Origin of the sequence: Planococcus antarcticus DSM 14505, assembly GCF_001687565.2 — a bacterium.
In the GTDB taxonomy this organism is placed as follows: domain Bacteria; phylum Bacillota; class Bacilli; order Bacillales_A; family Planococcaceae; genus Planococcus; species Planococcus antarcticus.
On the sequence record NZ_CP016534.2, the window covers coordinates 108,167 to 130,099 of the forward strand.

Consider the following 21,933-nt stretch of genomic DNA (forward strand, 5'->3'; position numbering starts at 1 on the left):
CATGGCCAAGAAAAAAACAAAATTCATTTGTCAGTCATGTGGCTATGAATCGGCTAGATGGATGGGGAAATGTCCAGGTTGTGCATCATGGAATACGATGACTGAAGAAGTAGAAGTGGCTGTTCCTAAAGGGACTCGTGGTGCTTTTCAGCATAGTGTGTCGGCTCCACAAAAAGCGACACCGATTAATGCCATTGAAACGCAGGATGAACCACGGGTAGAAACCGAACTTAGTGAATTGAATCGTGTTCTTGGCGGCGGTATTGTTCCTGGATCACTAGTGCTCATTGGGGGAGACCCAGGTATAGGGAAATCCACATTACTTTTACAAGTTTCAGCTATGCTTGCAAATAGTGGAAACCGGGTATTATATATTTCCGGAGAAGAGTCTATTCGACAGACTAAATTGCGCGCAGAACGTTTAGATGCGTCGTCTTCCGAACTGTTTATTTATGCAGAAACGAATCTTGAACTGATTCATCACACCATTGAAGATGTAGCACCTGACTTTGTGATTGTCGATTCAATTCAGACGGTTCATCATCCCGAAGTGACTTCTGCACCTGGCAGTGTGACTCAGGTGAGAGAAAGTACCGCAGAATTAATGCGGATTGCGAAAACGAAGAATATTGCTATTTTCCTCGTAGGCCACGTTACAAAAGAAGGTCAAATTGCAGGACCGCGGATTTTGGAGCATATGGTCGATACGGTGCTGTATTTTGAAGGCGAACGTCATCATACGTACCGGATTTTACGTAGTGTCAAAAACCGTTTTGGCTCAACGAATGAAATTGCCATTTTTGAGATGCTTCAAGGTGGATTGAAAGAAGTGCTGAACCCGTCTGAACTATTTTTGCAAGAGCGTTCGAGCGGTTCGGCAGGCTCAACAGTAGTCGCATCAATGGAAGGTACGCGACCGATTTTGGTCGAGATCCAAGCATTGGTGACACCTTCCAGTTTTAATTATCCAAAACGTATGGCGACAGGAATTGACGTCAATCGTGTCACGCTATTAATGGCAGTGTTAGAAAAGCGAGTGGGAATGTTGCTGCAAGCGCAAGACGCGTACATCAAAGTCGCAGGTGGCGTAAAACTCGACGAGCCGGCCATCGATTTAGCTGTGCTGGCGAGTATTGTTTCTAGTTTCCGAGACAAGGCTCCAAACGTTTACGACTGCATTATCGGTGAAGTTGGATTGACTGGTGAAGTAAGACGGGTATCGCGTATTGAACAGCGAGTTCAAGAAGCGGCTAAACTTGGATTCAAGCGTGCCATTATTCCTGCATCAAATTTAGGTGGCTGGGATTATCCGGAAGGAATTCGTGTAGTCGGTGTAGAAAGTGTTAACGATGCATTAAAAGAGATTTTTCCACAGTAAGGAGGCGATTATGCCTCCTTTTATTTCTAAACAAGAGTCATTGGAGCGTTCTAGTTTTAAAATGTGTATAATTAAAAAAGGAGGTGGAGCTCGTGTTAAGACCTATCATTCAAATAATGTTTTTGCTTATTGGTGCGACGATCGGAATTTTATTATTGCCATCTGCATTTGAACTTATTCCCCTTCTTGACAATCCATGGATCAGTAATCCTTATGCAGCAGCAATTGTTGGTGCTCTTGTTTTTTTCTTATTGTCTTTATTATTTGTAGATTCGTTGATCCATTTTATTAAATGGATGGAAGAGAAATTGCTTCGTACTCCAACGCCGGATCTTTTATTCGGGACGGTGGGAATGGTTATTGGTCTTGTGGTAGCTTTTCTGATTGGTTTTGCACTGAGTACGGTTGATATTCTGCTAGTTGCGACAGTGGCACCATTAGTGCTTTCTGTAGTACTCGGCTATTTGGGGTTTCAAGTAGGGTTTCAAAAGCGTGAAGAAATATTGACCATGTTGACACCAGCTAAATTCGCACCGGCGAAAAAGCCGGAAGCGGAAGAACTGGTCGAAAAAGCTTCCTACAAATTACTTGATACCAGTGTCATAATTGATGGCCGGATCGCAGATATTTCAGCAACTGGTTTCATGGAGGGTACTTTCGTGGTGCCGCAATTTGTCTTGTCTGAGCTTCAGCATATCGCCGATTCTTCGGATACGCTAAAACGAACACGCGGCAGGCGCGGTTTAGATATTTTAAAAAGACTTCAAAGTGAACGTGTGGACGCTATTATGATCACGGAGGAAAACTTTGATGAAGTCAGCGAAGTCGATTTGAAATTGATGCGCGCTGCAAAAAAAATGGGCGGCCAAGTCGTGACCAATGATTTCAATCTTAATAAAGTATGTGAACTTCATAATGTTCCAGTATTGAATATCAATGACTTGGCAAATGCTGTAAAACCTGTCGTAATTCCAGGAGAAGACATGCATGTAGTGGTCATCAAAGATGGCAAAGAGCAAAACCAGGGTATAGCTTATTTAGATGATGGAACGATGATTGTTATTGAAGGCGGCAAAGGGTTTATAGGACAGGCGATCAACGTCACAGTAACCAGTGTGTTGCAGACTTCTGCAGGGAGAATGATTTTTGCAAAGCCTCGTGAGGGCAAACAAACTGCAACAAATTGATAAAGGATGTTTTTAATGAACTATACAGTCGTCTTACCTGCTGCTGGCAGCGGGAAACGAATGAAAGCAGATAAAAACAAATTATTGCTCGAGCTCTTCGGCAAACCGATTTTCCTTTACACGCTAGAGGTTTTCCAACGAGATCCAAATTGTGATGCTATTTGGCTGGCAGTAAAAGAACATGAGCGTGAACTGATCGAAGACTATGTAACACGCTATAATATTACGAAAGTACAAGGTTACGCTGCAGGGGGAATGGAAAGACAGGATAGTGTCAGGGCCTGTCTTGAAGCGATTCCACCTTGTGGCGTTGTTTTAGTACACGATGCAGCACGCCCTTTTATCGATAGAGAAGTTATTGAGCGATTAGTGAAAACAGCCCAGGCATCAGGGGCGGCTATTGCCGGTGTACCGGTCAAAGACACTATCAAAAAAGTAGAAAATGGTATTATTTCAGAAACAGTCGACCGAAATCAATTGTGGATGATCCAAACGCCGCAGGCTTTCCGCTATTCGTTGATCTTGAAGGCAGCTCAAGCAGCCCACAATGATGGATTTATGGGGACGGATGAAGCGATGCTCGTTGAGCGCTTAAACTATCCCGTGGCTATTGTTGAAAGTACATACGAAAACATTAAAATGACGACGCCAGATGACTTGATTTATGGAAAAGCTATTCTGGAGAGTCGATTACAGGAGGAACAGAAATGATTCGAATTGGACAAGGTTATGACGTACACCAACTAGCAGAAGGCCGCCCATTCATTTTAGGGGGCATCGAAATTGAGCATGATAAAGGATTGCTTGGCCATTCAGATGCAGATGTTTTATTGCATACGATTACGGATGCGGCACTTGGTGCGATAGGTGGAGGAGACATTGGTAAGCATTTTCCAGACACGGATCCTGAATTTAAAGACGCCGATTCCCGAAAACTCTTGACGCATATTTGGGAGTATGTGAAAGAACAGGGCTATGAGCTCGGCAATATCGATTGCACGGTCATTGCTCAAAAACCGAAATTGGCTCCTTATATTGAACAAATGCGCGAATCGATTGCGAACTTATTAGAAGCCAATATTTCTCAGGTTAACGTCAAAGCGACTACTTCTGAGCATCTTGGATTTACCGGACGCGAAGAAGGAATCGCTGCACTAGCGGTGATTTTATTGGTCAAACATCCAGTTTCACTTGATGTTGCGGAGTGATAGAATAACAGAAGGATAAAGACATTTTAGGAGGAAATCAAATGACACAAGAAGTACGCGTACGTTACGCCCCGAGTCCAACAGGTCATCTGCATATCGGAGGCGCCCGTACAGCATTATTCAATTACTTATATGCACGCCACAATAACGGCAAATTCATCGTCCGGATTGAAGATACAGATACGGCCCGCAACATTGAGACTGGCATCATGTCACAGCTGGATAATTTAAAATGGTTGGGCATCGAGCACGACGAATCGATTGATATTGGTGGAAAATATGGTCCTTACCGTCAAATGGAACGTTTGGATACGTATAAAGAGCATTCAGAGAAAATGCTTGAAAAAGGGCTAGCTTATAAATGTTTTTGTACGCCTGAAGAGTTGGAAACAGAACGCGATGCGCAAAAAGCATCCGGTATTGCAGCTCCTCAATACAGCGGTACTTGCCGTAATTTAACAGCTGAAGAAGTTGCTGAAAAAGAAACAGCAGGCAAATCATTCACTCTTCGCGCAAAAGTTCCTGCTAATACGACGTATGAGTTTAACGATTTAGTACGTGGTCCGATTTCATTTGAATCAAAAGATGTTGGAGATTGGGTGATGGTTAAAACGACCGGCATCCCAACTTATAATTTTGCTGTTGTTATTGATGATCATTTGATGAAAATCTCTCATGTTTTCCGCGGGGAAGAACATTTGTCGAATACACCAAGACAGATGATGATCTATGATGCGTTTGGTTGGGACTATCCGGGGTACGGTCACATGACGTTGATCATTAACGAAGACCGTAAAAAGTTATCGAAACGCGATGAATCGATTCTGCAATTTATTTCGCAGTACAAAGATTTAGGTTATATTCCAGAAGCTTTATTTAATTTCTTCGCGCTTCTTGGCTGGTCTCCTGAAGGTGAAGAAGAGATTTTCTCGAAAGAAGAATTGATCCGTATTTTTGATGTAGAGCGCTTGTCTAAATCGCCATCGATGTTTGATAAACAGAAATTGATGTGGATGAACAACCAGTACATCAAGCAATTATCGCTTGAAGAAGCGGTGAAATTATCTCTTCCGCATTTACAAAAAGCAGGGAAATTGCCGGAAGACATGACGCCGGAACAAACAGAGTGGGCTAATAAGTTGGTAACTTTGTATCACGATCAAATGAGCTATGGTGCAGAAATAACCGAGCTTTCCGAGCAGTTTTTCACGGACGAACTGTCATATGGAGAAGCCGAAAAAGAAATTTTGGCTGCTGAACAAATCCCTGAAGTGATGACAGCATTCAAAGAGCAATTGTCTTTAGTGGAAAACTTTGAGCCGGCTGAAATTAAAGCTGCGATTAAGGCGGTCCAGAAATCAACTGGTCATAAAGGCAAGAACCTGTTCATGCCAATTCGCGTAGTTATCACCGGACAAATGTATGGACCTGAATTGCCGGACTCTATTTCGCTATTAGGAAAAGATAAAGCCATTGCCCGTGTTTCCCGCTATACGAGTGCGTAACATTGACTTATTGGGTTAACGGTGTAAAATGAATCTACCATTAATAAAAACGTTGACGGGAAGAAGTACATGCAGCACGCTCTTTAGAGAAGGTCCCCACCGGCTGAAAGGGATCCGGGCCGCTGTTGCATCGAAATGCCTCTCCGAGTGCTGAGTCGAATCAAGTAGACCAGACGTTTTGCCTGCGTTACGGGCCTTCGAGAGAAAAGGACGCATCATTGTTCTTTTAATCAGAGTGGAACCGCGCAACTATGCGTCTCTGTCATTTACATGACAGGGGCGCTTTTTATTTTGGATCAGAAAGGAAGCGAGAGAGATGTTTAAATTATTGAAAGATGATGTTGATGTCATTTTTGAACAGGACCCAGCAGCGCGTAGTTATTTGGAAGTAATTCTGACCTACTCGGGTCTGCATGCCATTTGGGCACATCGTTTGGCACATTTCTTTTTTAAGAACAAATTGTTTTTCATTGCTCGAATCATTTCACAAATCAGCCGCTTTTTCACAGGGATCGAAATTCATCCTGGAGCTGTTATTGGTCGCCGCTTCTTTATTGACCATGGAATGGGTGTAGTCATCGGAGAAACCTGTGAAATTGGTGACAATGTCACTTTGTATCAAGGTGTAACGTTAGGCGGAACAGGAAAAGAACGCGGGAAACGCCATCCTACATTGGAAGATAACGTACTGGTTGCGACCGGCGCCAAAGTGTTGGGGTCGATTGTCATTGGTGCCAACTCGAAAGTTGGAGCGGGATCAGTCGTCTTAAAGAACGTACCGATGAATTCAACGGTAGTCGGAATTCCGGGTAAGGTGGTGATTCAGAATGGGGTCAAAGTGAAGCGTGACTTGAATCATCAGAATATGCCGGATCCCGTTATGGATAAATGTGATGGTATGGAAATGAAGATTGCCAGATTGCAGAATGAAATTGACGAATTAAAAAAAGCGAGACAGAAAGAAGGGCAACGTTTATGAGTATTCAAATTTTTAATTCATTGTCACGGCAAAAAGAAGAATTCATTCCTTTAGAAGAAGGAAAAGTAAAAATGTATGTTTGCGGACCGACCGTTTACAATTACATCCATATCGGCAATGCGCGCCCCGTAATCGTCTACGATACGGTGCGCCGCCACCTGGAATACCGGGGCTATGATGTGAAATATGTGTCGAATTTTACGGATGTCGACGATAAATTGATTAAAGCCGCCAATGAACTTGGCCAAGAAGTTCCGGAAATTGCGGAGCGGTTTATTGCTGCCTATTTCGAGGATACGAAAGCGCTAGGTTGTACAGAAGCTGATGTGCATCCTCGTGTAACAGACCATATGGTTCAAATTATTAAGTTTATTTCGACGCTGATCGAAAAAGGCTATGCTTATGAGTCGCAAGGAGATGTCTACTATCGCACCCGGAAATTTGACGGTTATGGCAAGTTGTCCCATCAGTCGGTCGATGAATTAAAGATTGGTGCACGGATTGAAACAGGCGATAAAAAAGAAGATGAGCTGGATTTCGTTTTATGGAAAGCAGCAAAACCAAAGGAGATTTCATGGGATAGTCCATGGGGCAAAGGACGTCCAGGCTGGCATATTGAATGCTCGGTAATGGCGCGCGAACATTTGGGTGATACCATTGATATACATGCAGGCGGACAAGATCTGACTTTCCCGCATCATGAAAATGAAATAGCTCAATCTGAAGCATTAACGGGCAAACCTTTTGCGCGTTATTGGATGCATAATGGGTATATTAATATTGATAACGAAAAAATGTCGAAGTCACTAAATAATTTTGTGTTGGTGAACGATATACTGAAAGAACTAGACCCACAAGTGCTACGTTTCTTTATGTTGTCGGTTCATTACCGTCACCCAATCAACTACTCGCAGCAATTAGTAGAAGATGCGGTTGCGGGACTAGAACGACTGCGTACAGCTTATGCTAACTTGAATCACCGATTGAGCGTGTCTGCTGACCTAGGCGACCATTCTGATATTTGGATCAATAAAATCGAAACCATTAAAGCGGCGTTTATTAAAACAATGGACGATGACTTTAATACAGCTAATGCTATTTCAAATCTATTCGACTTATCTCGTTTGTCGAATACATATTTATTGGAAAAGCAAACAGCGACATCAGTGTTAGAGACTTTTATTGCTGTATTTGATGAATTGGCTGGCGTTTTAGGCGTGCCATTTAGCCAGAAAGACGAACTGTTAGACGAAGAAGTAGAGGCATTGATGACAGAACGCATTGAAGCGCGTAAAAATCGTGATTTCGCCCGCGCAGACGAAATCCGTGATTTGTTTAAAGAAAAAAATATTATTTTAGAAGATACAGCTCAAGGTATGCGCTGGAAAAGAGGGCAATAAATTGACTATTTTACGAAAAAACGATGTAGACCAACTCAATGCACTCGCTCTTGCCTATATGGGAGATGCAGTGTATGAGCAGTCGATTCGTGAACATTTATTGCGTTCAGGACGTTCTAAACCGAATATTTTGCATCGCCAGTCGACTACTTTTGTTTCTGCCAAAGCGCAAGCCATGGTTCTAAAGCGACTGACCGAAGAAAATTTTCTAACTGAAGCCGAATTGGCGATTATGAGAAGAGGACGTAATGCTAAGTCCGGATCTGTTCCAAAAAATACTGATGTGCAGACTTATAATTTCAGCACGGCTTTTGAAGCGGTGCTGGGTTGGTTGTATTTAAAAGAAGAACAAGCGCGTGTGGACGAAATCATTTCCTATGCGATTGAGATTGTCGAAGAGCTGGGAGGCGTATTGAAATGACTGAAGAAGAGTTGGCACCTGAAATAATTGGCGGCAAGAATCCTGTACTCGAGGCATTAAGAGCGGACCGGGATATCAATAAAATCTGGATTGCTGAAGGCGTCCAGAAAAAAGGTATTACCGAATTACTGCAGTTAGCAAAAGATAAAGGCGTCATCGTCCAATCTGTTCCAAAGAAAAAAATTGATGGATTGACGGATACCAATCATCAAGGAATCGCTGCAGCAGTAGCTGCTTATAATTACGCAAGTCTAGATGATTTGTTTGAAGCAGCTGCGGCAAGAAATGAAGATCCGTTTTTCTTGATTTTAGATGAATTAGAAGATCCACATAATTTAGGCTCTATTATGAGAACAGCTGATGCAATCGGTGTTCATGGTTTGATTATTCCCAAACGCCGGGCAGTTGGCCTGACGGGCGTAGTGGCAAAGGCTTCGACAGGTGCGATAGAGCACGTGCCGGTTGTGCGTATTAACAATTTGTCGCAGACTGTGGACGAATTGAAAAAGCGCGGCGTTTGGATTGCGGGAACTGATGCAAAAGAATCGGTGGATTACCGGAAAATGGACGCGTCTTTACCACTTGCCGTTATTATTGGCAGCGAAGGCAAAGGCATGAGCCGGATTTTACGTGAAAAATGCGATTTTCTTTATCAGTTGCCAATGGTCGGCCATGTCACTTCGCTGAATGCTTCAGTGGCAGCAAGTTTATTGGTGTACGAAGTTTATAGAAAGCGCAATCCACTGGTTTAATGCCATGAATATTCTGCTGGTTGATGGATACAATATCATTGGGGACTGGGTGGAACTGCAGGAACTAAAAAAAGATAAACTGGCGAATGCCAGGGATCGTCTCATAGAGCGGATGGCTGAATACCGTAGCTATAAAGGATGGCGTGTCATTATTGTTTTCGATGCCCATCTGGTTCCAGGAATCGAGGCCAAAAACCTGCACCACGATGTTGAAGTCATTTATACGAAAGAAAGCGAAACGGCAGACGAACGGATTGAAAAATTAGTGGCGAGTTTATATACGCGCCGAGACCAGATTTATGTAGCGACTTCAGATTTAACAGAGCAATGGGTTATTTTTGGCAAAGGCGCGTTGCGAATTTCAGCACGCGAATTGGAAATTGAAATGGCTGAAATCCAGGAGAACATCACTAAAAAAGTAAAAGAAATCCAGAGGCAGCGCGGAATTTCAAAAATACCACTGTCCGGAGAAGTAGCGGAAATTTTCGAAAAATGGCGAAGAGGCTTGAAATGAACGGTTGACGCTCATTTTTTTCTTCCTGTATACTGAAGATATCGAGGCTCACGCAATCGGAGGGATCACCCGTGGAAAATCATGAGCAAGTTCAGCCCCAACGATTCACCGACATGACAGATGAGGAACTTGTCAGTTCAGTCCACAGTGGAAACACGGAAGCACTGGATTTTTTGATTACGAAGTTTCGTCCTTTTGTTCGAATGAAAGGCCGGTCGTATTTCCTGATAGGTGCTGATAAAGAAGATATCATCCAAGAGGGCATGATTGGCTTATATAAGGCGATCCGTGATTTCCGGAGTGACAAATTGTCTTCTTTCCGTGCATTTGCGGAATTATGCATTATCCGGCAAATCATCACGGCCATTAAAACGGCTACACGTCAAAAGCATATTCCGCTGAATTCGTATATATCCCTCGACAAGCCGATTTACGACGAAGAGTCTGACCGGACCTTAATGGATGTGCTGACTGGAAACGGCGTGGATGATCCGGAAGATTTGATTATCCACAATGAGGAATTTCAGTATATGGAAGAGAAAATGGGAGAAGTATTAAGTGAACTTGAGCGCGAGGTGCTGACTCTTTATTTAGATGGTCAATCCTATCAGGAAATTTCAGAAAAGCTCGAGCGCCACGTGAAATCAATTGATAACGCTTTACAGCGGGTCAAACGGAAACTAGAACGCCACTTACAGATCAATGAGATGCCGAGCTCCTGAAGTGCGGTTGACATGTCTGTTTCAAGGTGATAACCTTGAAAAAGCTTTAAACATAAATAAGGTGATAATATGGTTAAAAAATTGTATTAAGCTGCTCAAAATGTGCATACTGCAATTATACGGTTCCTACAATAGCGGAATCCAGCACACGTTTGGAACTCAAAAAATTCTGTGCTCATTGCAATGAGCATACCGTGCATAAACAAACGATATGAATTTTAACTGAATGCCGGACGATATAGAGTGATTTTGAAATTCGGAGGTTTTTTAAATAATGGGTAACATTGGCGGTTTTTTAAAAAATGTCGTTTCGGAAATGCGGAAAGTTAGCTGGCCAAAACGAAAAGAACTAACTCGTTATACAATTGTTGTTCTTTCTACTTGTATTTTTATGGCTCTTTTTTTCACAATAGTCGATGCAGGCATCTCGGAATTATTCCGTTGGTTCGTAGCACTATAAGTTGTTCGACAAGAATAGCGCATAAAAAATAGCCCGTCATTCTATGAGAACGGGCTTTTTCATTTGGTAAAAAAGGAGGGATGGACTCTTAGTCCGCACGATTATGGAGAAAAATTGGTATGTAGTCCACACTTATTCCGGTTATGAGAACAAAGTTAAGGCGAACCTGGAAAAGCGTGTTGAAACAATGGGCATGGAAGATCTTATCTTCCGCGTCATCATTCCGGAAGAACAGGAAACAGATTTCAAAGATGGCAAGAAACGAACAGTCATGCGTAAAACATTCCCGGGGTATGTCTTGGTCGAGTTGATCATGACAGATGAATCCTGGTATGTGGTTAGAAATACACCAGGTGTTACAGGATTTATCGGTTCATCAGGCGGGGGAGCAAAACCGACGCCTTTACTAGATGAAGAAGTAGATTTCATCCTGAAACAGATGGGAATGACAGAACGCAAGATGGATATCGACTTTGCAGTTGCTGATACAGTTGAAGTGATGGAAGGGCCATTTGCCAACTTCCAAGGGAAAGTGGAAGAAATTGATGATACAAAAGGCAAAGTTAAAGTGTCGATTGATATCTTCGGCCGCGAAACCAAAATGGAACTAGATTTCGAGCAAGTTCAAAAAGTATAAAAGCCCCTTGCTATTTTGGATTATTAATGGTATTATTTCATAGGTCAGACTGTCATAGGACAATCTGTACAATTTAGCTAATTCTATCAACATCGTTGACAGACAGATATTTGAGTGGGAGGGGAAACCCTATTACCACATCACGGACTTAAGGAGGTGTGTTTCGTGGCTAAAAAAGTTGTTAAAGTTGTAAAATTGCAGATTCCTGCAGCAAAAGCTAATCCAGCGCCACCAGTTGGTCCAGCATTGGGTCAAGCAGGTGTTAACATCATGGGCTTCTGTAAAGAGTTCAACGCGCGTACGGCAGATCAAGCAGGACTGATCATTCCAGTTGAGATTTCAGTATTTGAAGATCGTTCATTTACATTCATTACGAAAACTCCACCCGCAGCTGTTCTATTAAAAGTAGCAGCCGGTATTGAATCAGGTTCAGGCGAACCGAACCGCAATAAAGTAGCGACTGTGAAACGCGACAAAGTTCGCGAAATCGCAGAAACTAAAATGCCAGATCTAAATGCTGCTTCAGTAGAAGCTGCAATGTTGATGGTTGAAGGTACTGCTCGCAGTATGGGCATCACAATCGAAGACTAATTCGAGTAGTTGTTTTTGGATGGGTTGCGCAGTTCATCATGAACCGCGCAGCCTTTAATCGTGGGAGGTTCATTCCGTTATACCACAACAAGGAGGACGTTTAAAATGGCTAAAACAGGAAAAAAATTACAAGATGCAGCAAAATTGATTGACCGTTCTAAACTATACGAAGCAAAAGAAGCTATCGAACTTGCTAAAAAAGCAAGCACAGTAAACTTCGACGCTACAGTAGAAGTGGCTTTCCGTCTAGGAATTGACACGCGTAAGAACGACCAGCAAATCCGTGGGGCAGTAGTACTTCCAAACGGAACTGGTAAAACTCAAAGCGTTTTAGTTTTCGCAAAAGGCGAAAAACTTAAAGAAGCTGAAGCAGCAGGCGCAGATTTCGTAGGCGACGCTGAATATATCGAAAAAATCCAAAAAGGATGGTTTGATTTCGACGTGATCGTTGCAACTCCTGACATGATGGGTGAAGTTGGTAAACTTGGACGCGTTTTAGGGCCAAAAGGCTTAATGCCAAACCCGAAAACAGGCACAGTTACATTTGATGTAACGAAAGCTGTTCAGGAAATCAAAGCTGGTAAAGTGGAATACCGTGCAGACAAAACAGGTATCATCCATGCTCCAATCGGGAAAGTTTCTTTTGATGACAGCAAACTTGCTGAAAACTTAGAAGCAATCTATGACGTAGTACAAAAAGCGAAGCCATCTTCTGCTAAAGGTACTTACATCAAATCACTAAACGTTACTACTACAATGGGACCTGCTGTTAAAGTAGATCCATCTAAAGTAGTTGCTAAATAAGATATTGACATCGTATTTTCGCTCTGCTATACTAGCGGAGTTGTGAAATACCCATTTGTACCGCAGACAGTAGGGGCGCTAGTCGCTTAATTTATCCCTGCCGAGGACATGATGAATTCAGTAAACATCTTTTTGATGCTGATTTTATGCCTCTGTGTCTGTAATGGACCAGAGGCTTTTCTTATGGACGGTATAAATGAAAAATCTATAGGAGGTGCCAAAATGGGCAAAGCAGTTGAAACGAAAAAAGTTGTCGTGCAAACAATCGCTGATAAGTTCGGCGCTGCAGCTTCGGTTGTAGTTGTTGATTACCGTGGATTGAATGTTGCACAATTAACAGAACTTCGTAAACAGCTTCGTGAAGCAGGTGTTGAGTTTAAGGTTTACAAAAACTCAATGACTCGTCGTGCGACAGAAATGCACGGACTTGAAGCGATCAACGAACACTTTACAGGACCAAACGCAATTGCATTTTCTAACGAAGATGTAGTAGCGCCAGCGAGAATTATCAACAATTTCGCTAAAACAAACGAAGCGCTTGAAATCAAAGCGGGTATTATTGAAGGTTTAGTCTCATCTGCTGAAGATATGAAAGCACTGGCAGAACTTCCATCACGCGATGGTTTACTATCTATGCTACTCAGTGTACTACAAGCTCCAATCCGCAACTTTGCAGCTACTACAAAAGCAGTTGCAGATCAAAAAGAAGAACAAGGCGCTTAATAAGTTAGCCGGTTAAGTACAAAAAAAATTACCTATCAATAGGAGGAAACTATAATGACACACGAACAAATCTTAGACGCAATCAAAGAAATGACAGTTCTTCAACTTAACGACCTAGTAAAAGCAATCGAAGAAGAGTTCGGCGTAACTGCTGCAGCTCCAGTTGCAGCAGCAGCAGCTGGCGGTGCTGTTGAAGAAGAACAAACTGAATTCGACGTTGTTCTTAATTCTGCAGGCGATTCAAAAATCAAAGTAATCAAAGCAGTACGTGAAGTAACTGGTCTTGGTCTTAAAGAAGCAAAAGCTCTTGTAGACGAAGCTCCTAAAGCTATCAAAGAAGGCGTTTCTAAAGAAGATGCTGAAGAAATCAAAGGCAAACTTGAAGAAGTTGGCGCATCAGTAGAAGTTAAGTAATTTCATGAATTTATAAACAAGAAAGGAAAACTCGTCAGTGTATACCGACGGGCTTTCCTTTTTTTAAATTCATTTGCATAACGGGCAGCTGCCCCCACTAAAGTGAACGCAAGGAGGACTTTATATGTCTCAGCATTATTATTCCAAAAACCCTCAAACAAAAAGCAATCCTCGAGAGTGGACAGACGTGTTACTTGGCAAAAAAATCCGTTTCCAGACTGATACAGGTGTTTTCAGCAAAAGTGAAGTCGACTTTGGTTCGCGTCTATTGATCGAGACATTCGAAGAAGCTGAGATAGATGGACCAGTGCTGGATGTGGGCTGCGGGTACGGGCCCATCGGAATGGTGCTTGCAAAAGCATTTCCTCACAAACAAGTGCACATGGTGGACGTTAATACACGAGCCATTGAACTGGCAAAAATAAACGTTGAAAAAAACGATATCTCCAATGTCCAGATTTACGAAAGTGATGGTCTCGACGCTGTTGTAACTTCTGATTTCTCTGCAATTTTAACAAACCCGCCGATCAGAGCAGGCAAAGAAACCATTTTTCGTTTTTATGAAGAAGCTGCTGAAAAATTAGCGGAGGGGGGATCATTGTGGGTGGTTATCCAGAAAAAGCAGGGTGCCCCTTCTACGCAGGTAAAACTGGAAGAGCTTTTCGGAGAAGTCAGAGTGGTTGATAAGAAAAAAGGTTACTTTATTTTTGAAGCCAGAAAAGTTTGACTTGACAAAACGGCTGTGTTATTATAATGAAATGCAAAATTTATTATTTTGAGGTCGTTTGCCCTTTTTCGGGCTTTGGCATGGCGACAGAGCTAATCACGTGTAAACCGAAAATGAGCTGATCTTTAGTCTCGTTTTCTTTTTGTCTTTTCGATATCATACACTATTTTGTAGAAATCGCAAAGACCTATAATCGCTTTATTGAGGGGTGAATAAGTTGGTAGGTCAACTAGTTCAGTACGGTCAACATCGTCAACGCAGAAGTTTTTCGAGAATCAGTGAAGTGCTGGATCTTCCGAACTTGATTGAAATTCAATCATCATCTTACGAATGGTTCCTCGAAGAAGGGCTTCGTGAAATGTTCCGGGATATCTCACCGATTGAAGATTTCACAGGCAATCTATCACTGGAGTTTGTTGATTACAGTCTCGCGGAACCAAAGTATCCAGTTGATGAATCGAAAGAGCGTGACGTTACTTATGCGGCACCTTTGCGTGTTAAAGTGCGTCTGCACAACAAAGAAACAGATGAAGTGAAAGAACAGGATGTCTTTATGGGAGATTTCCCGTTAATGACAGAAACAGGTACTTTCGTCATCAATGGCGCAGAACGCGTCATCGTTTCCCAATTGGTTCGTTCGCCAAGTGTTTATTTCCATGACAAGACAGATAAAAATGGTAAAAAAGGCTTTGGGGCAACTGTTATTCCAAACCGTGGAGCATGGTTAGAATATGAAACAGATGCTAAAGATGTCGTGTATGTCAGAATTGATCGCACACGTAAATTACCGGTAACGGTTCTTTTAAGAGCTCTTGGTTTCGGATCTGACCAGGAAATCATTGATTTACTTGGAGATAACGAATTTCTTCAAAACACGCTTGACAAAGACAACACAGAGAGCACAGAAAAAGCGCTTCTTGAAATTTATGAACGCTTACGCCCTGGTGAACCGCCAACAGTTGAAAGCGCGAAGAGTTTACTGTATTCACGCTTCTTCGATCCAAAACGCTATGACCTGGCCAATGTCGGCCGTTACAAAATGAACAAAAAGCTTCACATCAAGAACCGTCTTTTCAATCAGACAATCGCTGAAACACTGGCGGATCCTGAAACGGGTGAAATTCTAGTTGAAGCTGGCACGTTGATTGATCGACGTGTACTTGATCGTTTAATTCCTAACTTGGAAAATGGAGTTGGTTTCCATACTGTTTCCCAAGTGGGTGGCGTTCTGGAAGGTGAAGTTACCTTGCAGTCGATCAAAATCTACGCACCAAACAATGAAGACCAAAAAGAAGTCACTGTCATCAGCAACGCTTATATAGAAGATAAAATCAAGCACGTAACACCGGCTGATATTATTTCTTCTATCAGTTACTTCTTTAACCTTCTTCATGGTGTCGGAAACACAGATGATATTGACCATCTTGGTAACCGTCGTCTCCGCTCAGTAGGCGAACTGCTGCAAAATCAATTCCGTATCGGTTTATCCCGTATGGAGCGCGTGGTTCGTGAGCGGATGTCCATCAATGATACGCAGGCAATCGTTCCTCAGCAATTGATCAATATCCGTCCGGTTATTGCATCCATTAAAGAGTTCTTCGGTAGTTCGCAGCTTTCTCAGTTTATGGATCAAACCAATCCACTAGCTGAACTGACGCACAAACGCCGTCTATCGGCGCTTGGGCCCGGTGGTTTAACACGTGAACGTGCAGGCTTTGAAGTACGTGACGTTCACTATTCCCACTATGGTCGTATGTGTCCGATTGAGACACCTGAGGGACCCAATATTGGGTTGATCAACACACTTTCAACATTTGCGAAAGTGAATAAGTTCGGTTTCATTGAAACTCCTTATCGTCGCGTAGATGGTGAATCTGGCTTAGTTACAGAACACATTGATTACTTGACTGCTGATGAAGAAGACAATTATGTGGTGGCTCAGGCCAATTCGAAGCTGAATGACGATGGTTCATTCGTCGAAGAAGGCGTTGTTGCACGTTTCCGCGGTGAGAACACTGTTTACAAACGCAGCAACATCGACTACATGGATGTTTCACCGAAGCAGGTTGTTTCTGTAGCGACAGCCTGTATCCCGTTCCTTGAAAACGATGACTCCAACCGAGCATTAATGGGAGCAAACATGCAGCGTCAAGCGGTTCCGTTGTTAAACCCAGAAGCTCCTTTTGTAGGTACCGGAATGGAACACTTAGCAGCGCGTGATTCCGGTGCCGCTGTAGTATCAAAAAATGATGGTATTGTGGAGTATGTGGAAGCTAAAGAAATCGCAGTCCGCCGCATTGAAGTTGTGGATGGCAATGAAGTCAAAGGCGACCTTGATACTTATCGATTGCAGAAATTCGTTCGTTCTAACCAAGGAACAAGTTATAACCAGCGTCCAATTGTTAAAGTCGGAGACCGCATTTCAACACGTGACATTTTAGCTGACGGACCTTCAATGGAACGCGGAGAGATGGCATTAGGGAGAAACGTACTGGTTGCCTTCATGACATGGGATGGTTTTAACTACGAAGATGCGATCATCATGAGTGAACGTTTAGTAAAAGACGATGTTTATACATCTGTCCATATAGAAGAGTATGAATCTGATTCACGTGATACGAAACTTGGACCAGAAGAAATTACGCGTGACATTCCGAACGTTGGGGAAGATGCATTGCGTAACTTGGATGACCGAGGAATTATCCGTGTCGGAGCTGAAGTGAAAGATGGGGATATTCTTGTTGGTAAAGTAACACCTAAAGGGGTTACTGAATTGACTGCTGAAGAACGTCTTCTTCATGCCATTTTCGGCGAAAAAGCACGCGAAGTTCGCGATACTTCATTGCGAGTGCCTCACGGTGCTGGCGGTATTGTATTGGACGTTAAAATCTTCAATCGTGAAGATGGAGATGAACTGCCACCGGGTGTTAACCAGCTGGTGCGTGCATATATCGTTCAAAAACGTAAAATCTCTGTCGGCGATAAAATGGCTGGACGCCACGGAAACAAAGGTGTTATCTCAAGGATTCTGCCTGAAGAAGATATGCCATTCATGCCAGATGGCACACCAGTCGACATTATGTTGAACCCACTTGGTGTACCATCCCGTATGAATATCGGTCAGGTACTTGAGTTGCACCTTGGAATGGCTTCCCGTTCACTCGGAATTCATATGGCTTCATCTGTATTTGATGGAGCGAATGAAGAAGATGTGTTGGAAACTATGGAAGAGTCAGGAATGCCACGCGATGGTAAAACGATTCTTTATGATGGCCGTTCTGGTGAAGCATTCGATAACCGTGTGTCTGTAGGAATCATGTACATGATTAAACTTGCCCACATGGTCGATGATAAATTGCATGCCCGTTCAACTGGACCTTACTCATTGGTTACACAACAGCCATTGGGCGGTAAAGCGCAATTCGGCGGACAGCGTTTTGGTGAAATGGAAGTATGGGCACTTGAAGCATATGGTGCTGCCCATACATTACAAGAAATCTTAACGGTGAAGTCAGATGATGTGGTAGGTCGTGTGAAAACTTACGAAGCAATTGTTAAAGGTGAAAGTGTACCGGAGCCAAGTGTGCCGGAATCATTTAAAGTTTTGATCAAAGAGCTTCAAAGTTTAGGGATGGACGTTAAGATGTTGACAATTGATGATGAAGAAATTGAATTGCGCGATTTGGATGAAGAAGAAGATCTTCAGCCTGCAGATTCATTGAATATCCTACCAATCGCAGATAAAGAAGCACCGGTTGGAACAATTGATTAATAACTATTGGATTCGAACGGCTTTAATCGGCCGTTCTCCATTTATTCACTTAGCCATTACCGAGGAAGAGCCGTACAGAAACTCGAGACAAAAGGGAGGTAGGCTCCTTGATAGATGTTAATAATTTTGAGTATATGAAAATCGGATTAGCGTCACCCGATAAAATTCGCTCATGGTCTTATGGAGAAGTCAAAAAGCCAGAAACAATCAATTACCGTACACTAAAACCTGAAAAAGATGGGTTATTCTGTGAACGTATTTTCGGTCCTACAAAAGACTGGGAATGCCATTGCGGTAAATACAAGCGTGTCCGTTATAAAGGTGTTGTTTGTGATCGTTGTGGCGTTGAAGTCACACGTTCAAAAGTTCGCCGCGAACGCATGGGACACATTGAACTAGCAGCTCCTGTTTCACATATTTGGTATTTCAAAGGAATCCCTAGCCGTATGGGACTTATCTTGGATATGTCTCCGCGTTCACTTGAAGAAGTTATTTACTTCGCTTCTTATGTGGTAATCGATCCTGCGGATACACCACTTGAAAAGAAACAGCTTCTATCTGAGAAAGAATACCGTGCATACCGCGATAAGTTTGGTAAAAAATTCCAAGCTGCCATGGGAGCAGAAGCAATCAAACGTCTATTGCAGGAAATTGATCTTGAGCGTGAAACAGACTCTTTGAAAGAAGAATTGAAAACAGCTCAAGGCCAACGCCGTACTCGCGCAATTAAACGTCTTGAAGTGGTTGAGTCATTCCGTAATTCAGGAAACAACCCTGACTGGATGATTCTTGATGTTCTTCCTGTTATCCCGCCCGAACTTCGGCCGATGGTTCAATTAGATGGAGGCCGCTTTGCGACTTCTGATTTAAATGATCTTTATCGCCGCGTAATCAACCGGAATAACCGTTTGAAACGTCTTCTGGACCTTGGTGCACCGAGTATCATTGTACAGAACGAGAAACGTATGCTTCAGGAAGCTGTTGATGCTTTGATCGATAACGGTCGACGTGGTCGTCCGGTCACAGGACCTGGTAACCGTCCATTGAAATCTCTTTCTCATATGTTAAAAGGTAAGCAAGGACGTTTCCGTCAAAACCTTCTTGGTAAACGAGTAGATTACTCAGGCCGTTCGGTTATCGTAGTTGGACCTAACCTGAAAATGTACCAATGTGGTTTGCCGAAAGGAATGGCAATTGAATTGTTCAAGCCGTTCGTTATGAAAGAATTGGTTGAACGCGGATTGGCTCATAACATTAAGAGTGCAAAACGCAAAATCGAACGTCTTCATTCTGAAGTTTGGGATGTACTGGAAGATGTTATCAAAGAGCATCCTGTTCTATTGAATCGAGCACCAACTCTTCACAGATTGGGTATTCAAGCATTTGAACCAACCTTAGTTGAAGGCAAAGCAATCCGTCTTCACCCGCTTGTATGTACTGCATACAACGCCGATTTCGATGGTGACCAAATGGCTGTTCACGTACCTTTATCATCCGAAGCACAGGCAGAAGCAAGATTATTGATGCTTGCAGCTCAGAACATTTTGAATCCAAAAGACGGAAAACCTGTTGTAACACCATCTCAGGATATGGTTTTAGGGAACTATTACTTAACACTTGAGCGTAAAGGTGCTACAGGAGAAGGGGCTACTTTCTCAGGACCTGAAGAAGTAATGATTGCTTATCAAACAGGCCATGTGCACTTGCATACACGTATTGCGATTCAAGCTGGAGCTGTTAATAATCCGACGTTCACAGAAGAACAAAACAAAATGCTTTTATTGACTACTGTCGGTAAAATTATTTTCAATGAAATTCTGCCGAAGTCATTCCCTTATATTAATGAGCCGACTGATTTCAACTTGCAGGTGGAAACACCAGCGAAATACTTCGTTGCTACAACGACTGATATCCGTAAGCATATTGAAGAAGCGGAACTTGTAACACCATTCAAGAAGAAAATTCTCGGGGAAATCATTGCAGAAGTATTCAAACGTTTCCATATTACGGAAACTTCGAAAATGCTTGACCGAATGAAGAGCCTTGGATTCAAATACTCTACGCAAGCCGGCATCACTGTTGGCGTAGCAGATATCGTAGTTCTTCCGGACAAGGGAGAAATTCTGGTTGATGCACAAGAAAACGTTGATAAAGTAATGAAGCAATTCCGTCGCGGATTGATTACAGAAGAAGAACGATATGCACGCGTTATTTCGTATTGGAGCAATGCAAAAGATATCATCCAGAGCAAACTAATGGCATCTCTTGATAACTTAAATCCAATCTTTATGATGAGTGATTCCGGAGCACGTGGTAACGCATCAAACTTTACGCAGCTTGCTGGTATGCGCGGATTGATGGCCAACCCGGCTGGGCGGATCATCGAACTTCCGATTAAATCTTCCTTCCGTGAAGGATTGACTGTACTAGAATATTTCATCTCTACTCACGGTGCTCGTAAAGGTCTTGCCGATACAGCACTTAAAACAGCCGATTCTGGTTATTTGACTCGTCGTTTGGTAGACGTTGCACAAGATGCAATTGTTCGCGAAAATGACTGTGGAACGGACAGAGGCCTGCTGGTAGGGGCGTTGATGGAAGGAACAGAAGTGATTGAAGAGCTTGATGAGCGAATCGTCGGCCGTCATGCTAAGAAAACAATTCGCCATCCTGAAACAAAAGAAATAATTGTAGCAAAAGACGAATTGATTACACAAGATTTGACTCGCCTTATTCTTGAAGCGGGCATTAAAGAAGTAACAATCCGCTCTGCGTTTACATGTAATACGAAACACGGCGTTTGTAAGAAATGCTACGGTACTAACTTGGCAACTGGAGACGAAGTTGAAGTAGGCGAAGCAGTAGGTATTATTGCCGCTCAATCAATCGGTGAACCAGGAACTCAGCTTACAATGCGTACATTCCACACAGGCGGAGTCGCAGGAGACGATATTACACAAGGTCTTCCGCGTATTCAGGAAATATTTGAATCACGTAACCCGAAAGGTCAGGCAGTTATTTCAGAAATTACAGGTACAGTTACTGAAATTGAAGAAATTCGCGAAGGCCAGAAAGAAGTAACGATTCAAGGGGAAGTCGAAACACGTAAATATTTAGCTCCATACAATGCGCGCATCAAGGTTCAAGTTGATGATGCCATCGTTCGGGGCGAAGTGTTGACGGATGGTTCAATCGATCCAAAGCAATTGCTTCAAGTAAAAGATGTTCAGGCTGTTCAAGTGTATCTATTGAAAGAAGTTCAAAAAGTATACCGCATGCAAGGGGTAGAAATCGGCGATAAGCACGTAGAAGTTATGGTTCGTCAAATGTTCCGTAAAGTTCGTGTAATTGAAGCCGGCGATACTGAATTGCTACCAGGTTCACTATTGGATATTCACCAATTTACTGAAGCCAACGTTAAAGCAGTGCTGGAAGGCAACTTGCCAGCGACAAGCCGTCCTGTAATTCTTGGGATTACGAAAGCGTCACTTGAAACAGAATCATTCCTATCAGCCGCATCATTCCAAGAAACGACTCGTGTCTTAACGGATGCAGCGATCAAAGGAAAACGTGATGAGCTTCTAGGATTGAAAGAGAATGTCATTATCGGTAAACTTGTTCCGGCTGGAACAGGAATGCAGCGTTACCGTCAAATTAAAATTGCTCAAAGCGAAAAAGCAGCGAAGCAGGAAATTGTCGGTACAGAGTCATAAAATAGATTTTTAGATTCCGGGGGAGC

At 42.8% G+C, this 21,933-nt stretch carries 21 protein-coding genes and 2 other annotated features; all 21 genes read left to right on the plus strand.

The annotated features are described in order from the left end of the window. Position 1: 1 nt before the first annotated feature. The 21 genes from radA (at position 2) to rpoC (ending at position 21,907) form a co-directional block, all read left to right on the plus strand. Positions 2-1,378, plus strand: a complete 1,377-nt coding sequence (gene radA, locus BBH88_RS00525) for a DNA repair protein RadA (protein ID WP_006828893.1) — start codon at positions 2-4, stop codon at positions 1,376-1,378. Between the two features lie 92 nt (positions 1,379-1,470). Further along, positions 1,471-2,565, plus strand: coding sequence for a PIN/TRAM domain-containing protein (locus BBH88_RS00530; RefSeq protein ID WP_065536320.1), 1,095 nt, complete (start codon positions 1,471-1,473; stop codon positions 2,563-2,565). Positions 2,566-2,580: 15 nt separating this feature from the next. Then, positions 2,581-3,276 carry a 2-C-methyl-D-erythritol 4-phosphate cytidylyltransferase gene (gene ispD / locus BBH88_RS00535; protein ID WP_006828895.1) on the plus strand — a complete coding sequence of 232 codons (696 nt, stop codon included), beginning with the start codon at positions 2,581-2,583 and terminating at the stop codon, positions 3,274-3,276. After that, positions 3,273-3,773, plus strand: a complete 501-nt coding sequence (gene ispF, locus BBH88_RS00540) for a 2-C-methyl-D-erythritol 2,4-cyclodiphosphate synthase (RefSeq protein ID WP_006828896.1) — start codon at positions 3,273-3,275, stop codon at positions 3,771-3,773. The genes ispD and ispF overlap by 4 nt, the downstream gene beginning before the upstream one ends. A gap of 41 nt (positions 3,774-3,814) precedes the next feature. After that, entirely contained in the window at positions 3,815-5,278 is a 1,464-nt protein-coding gene (gene gltX, locus BBH88_RS00545) for a glutamate--tRNA ligase (protein ID WP_065536319.1), read from the plus strand. 43 nt (positions 5,279-5,321) lie between these two features. Further along, positions 5,322-5,542 (plus strand) — a binding site (T-box leader). Positions 5,543-5,594: 52 nt separating this feature from the next. Next, positions 5,595-6,257 carry a serine O-acetyltransferase EpsC gene (gene epsC / locus BBH88_RS00550; protein WP_065536318.1) on the plus strand — a complete coding sequence of 221 codons (663 nt, stop codon included), beginning with the start codon at positions 5,595-5,597 and terminating at the stop codon, positions 6,255-6,257. Continuing rightward, positions 6,254-7,657 (plus strand): cysteine--tRNA ligase, encoded by a 1,404-nt coding sequence (gene cysS / locus BBH88_RS00555; RefSeq protein WP_065536317.1) that lies wholly within the window; start codon positions 6,254-6,256, stop codon positions 7,655-7,657. Before epsC ends, cysS begins: the two co-directional genes overlap by 4 nt. A gap of 1 nt (position 7,658) precedes the next feature. Beyond that, entirely contained in the window at positions 7,659-8,078 is a 420-nt protein-coding gene (locus tag BBH88_RS00560) for a Mini-ribonuclease 3 (RefSeq protein ID WP_006828900.1), read from the plus strand. Then, a complete protein-coding gene (gene rlmB, locus BBH88_RS00565; protein ID WP_040851974.1) occupies positions 8,075-8,830 on the plus strand; it encodes a 23S rRNA (guanosine(2251)-2'-O)-methyltransferase RlmB in 756 nt (251 codons plus the stop codon). The genes BBH88_RS00560 and rlmB overlap by 4 nt, the downstream gene beginning before the upstream one ends. A gap of 4 nt (positions 8,831-8,834) precedes the next feature. Further along, positions 8,835-9,344, plus strand: coding sequence for an NYN domain-containing protein (locus tag BBH88_RS00570; protein ID WP_006828902.1), 510 nt, complete (start codon positions 8,835-8,837; stop codon positions 9,342-9,344). Between the two features lie 71 nt (positions 9,345-9,415). Beyond that, entirely contained in the window at positions 9,416-10,066 is a 651-nt protein-coding gene (sigH, locus tag BBH88_RS00575) for an RNA polymerase sporulation sigma factor SigH (RefSeq protein ID WP_006828903.1), read from the plus strand. A gap of 80 nt (positions 10,067-10,146) precedes the next feature. Further along, a complete protein-coding gene (rpmG, locus tag BBH88_RS18700) occupies positions 10,147-10,281 on the plus strand; it encodes a 50S ribosomal protein L33 (RefSeq protein ID WP_081487830.1) in 135 nt (44 codons plus the stop codon). A gap of 59 nt (positions 10,282-10,340) precedes the next feature. Continuing rightward, positions 10,341-10,526, plus strand: coding sequence for a preprotein translocase subunit SecE (gene secE, locus BBH88_RS00580; RefSeq protein ID WP_006828904.1), 186 nt, complete (start codon positions 10,341-10,343; stop codon positions 10,524-10,526). Positions 10,527-10,629: 103 nt separating this feature from the next. After that, complete coding sequence (nusG, locus tag BBH88_RS00585; RefSeq protein WP_006828905.1) at positions 10,630-11,163, plus strand: transcription termination/antitermination protein NusG; 534 nt, start codon at positions 10,630-10,632, stop codon at positions 11,161-11,163. A 165-nt stretch (positions 11,164-11,328) separates the two neighbouring features. Further along, positions 11,329-11,754, plus strand: a complete 426-nt coding sequence (rplK, locus tag BBH88_RS00590; protein ID WP_006828906.1) for a 50S ribosomal protein L11 — start codon at positions 11,329-11,331, stop codon at positions 11,752-11,754. Positions 11,755-11,859: 105 nt separating this feature from the next. Continuing rightward, positions 11,860-12,558, plus strand: a complete 699-nt coding sequence (rplA, locus tag BBH88_RS00595) for a 50S ribosomal protein L1 (protein WP_006828907.1) — start codon at positions 11,860-11,862, stop codon at positions 12,556-12,558. A 42-nt stretch (positions 12,559-12,600) separates the two neighbouring features. Next, positions 12,601-12,749 (plus strand) — a sequence feature (ribosomal protein L10 leader region). Positions 12,750-12,780: 31 nt separating this feature from the next. Further along, positions 12,781-13,281 carry a 50S ribosomal protein L10 gene (gene rplJ, locus BBH88_RS00600; protein WP_006828908.1) on the plus strand — a complete coding sequence of 167 codons (501 nt, stop codon included), beginning with the start codon at positions 12,781-12,783 and terminating at the stop codon, positions 13,279-13,281. A 54-nt stretch (positions 13,282-13,335) separates the two neighbouring features. Beyond that, entirely contained in the window at positions 13,336-13,695 is a 360-nt protein-coding gene (gene rplL / locus BBH88_RS00605; protein ID WP_006828909.1) for a 50S ribosomal protein L7/L12, read from the plus strand. 124 nt (positions 13,696-13,819) lie between these two features. Next, positions 13,820-14,422, plus strand: coding sequence for a class I SAM-dependent methyltransferase (locus tag BBH88_RS00610; protein ID WP_006828910.1), 603 nt, complete (start codon positions 13,820-13,822; stop codon positions 14,420-14,422). A 217-nt stretch (positions 14,423-14,639) separates the two neighbouring features. After that, the gene (gene rpoB / locus BBH88_RS00615; protein ID WP_006828911.1) at positions 14,640-18,194 is read left to right on the plus strand and encodes a DNA-directed RNA polymerase subunit beta; all 3,555 of its coding nucleotides are present in this window, start codon (positions 14,640-14,642) and stop codon (positions 18,192-18,194) included. Positions 18,195-18,301: 107 nt separating this feature from the next. After that, positions 18,302-21,907, plus strand: coding sequence for a DNA-directed RNA polymerase subunit beta' (rpoC, locus tag BBH88_RS00620; RefSeq protein WP_006828912.1), 3,606 nt, complete (start codon positions 18,302-18,304; stop codon positions 21,905-21,907). The last annotated feature ends 26 nt before the right edge of the window (positions 21,908-21,933 follow it).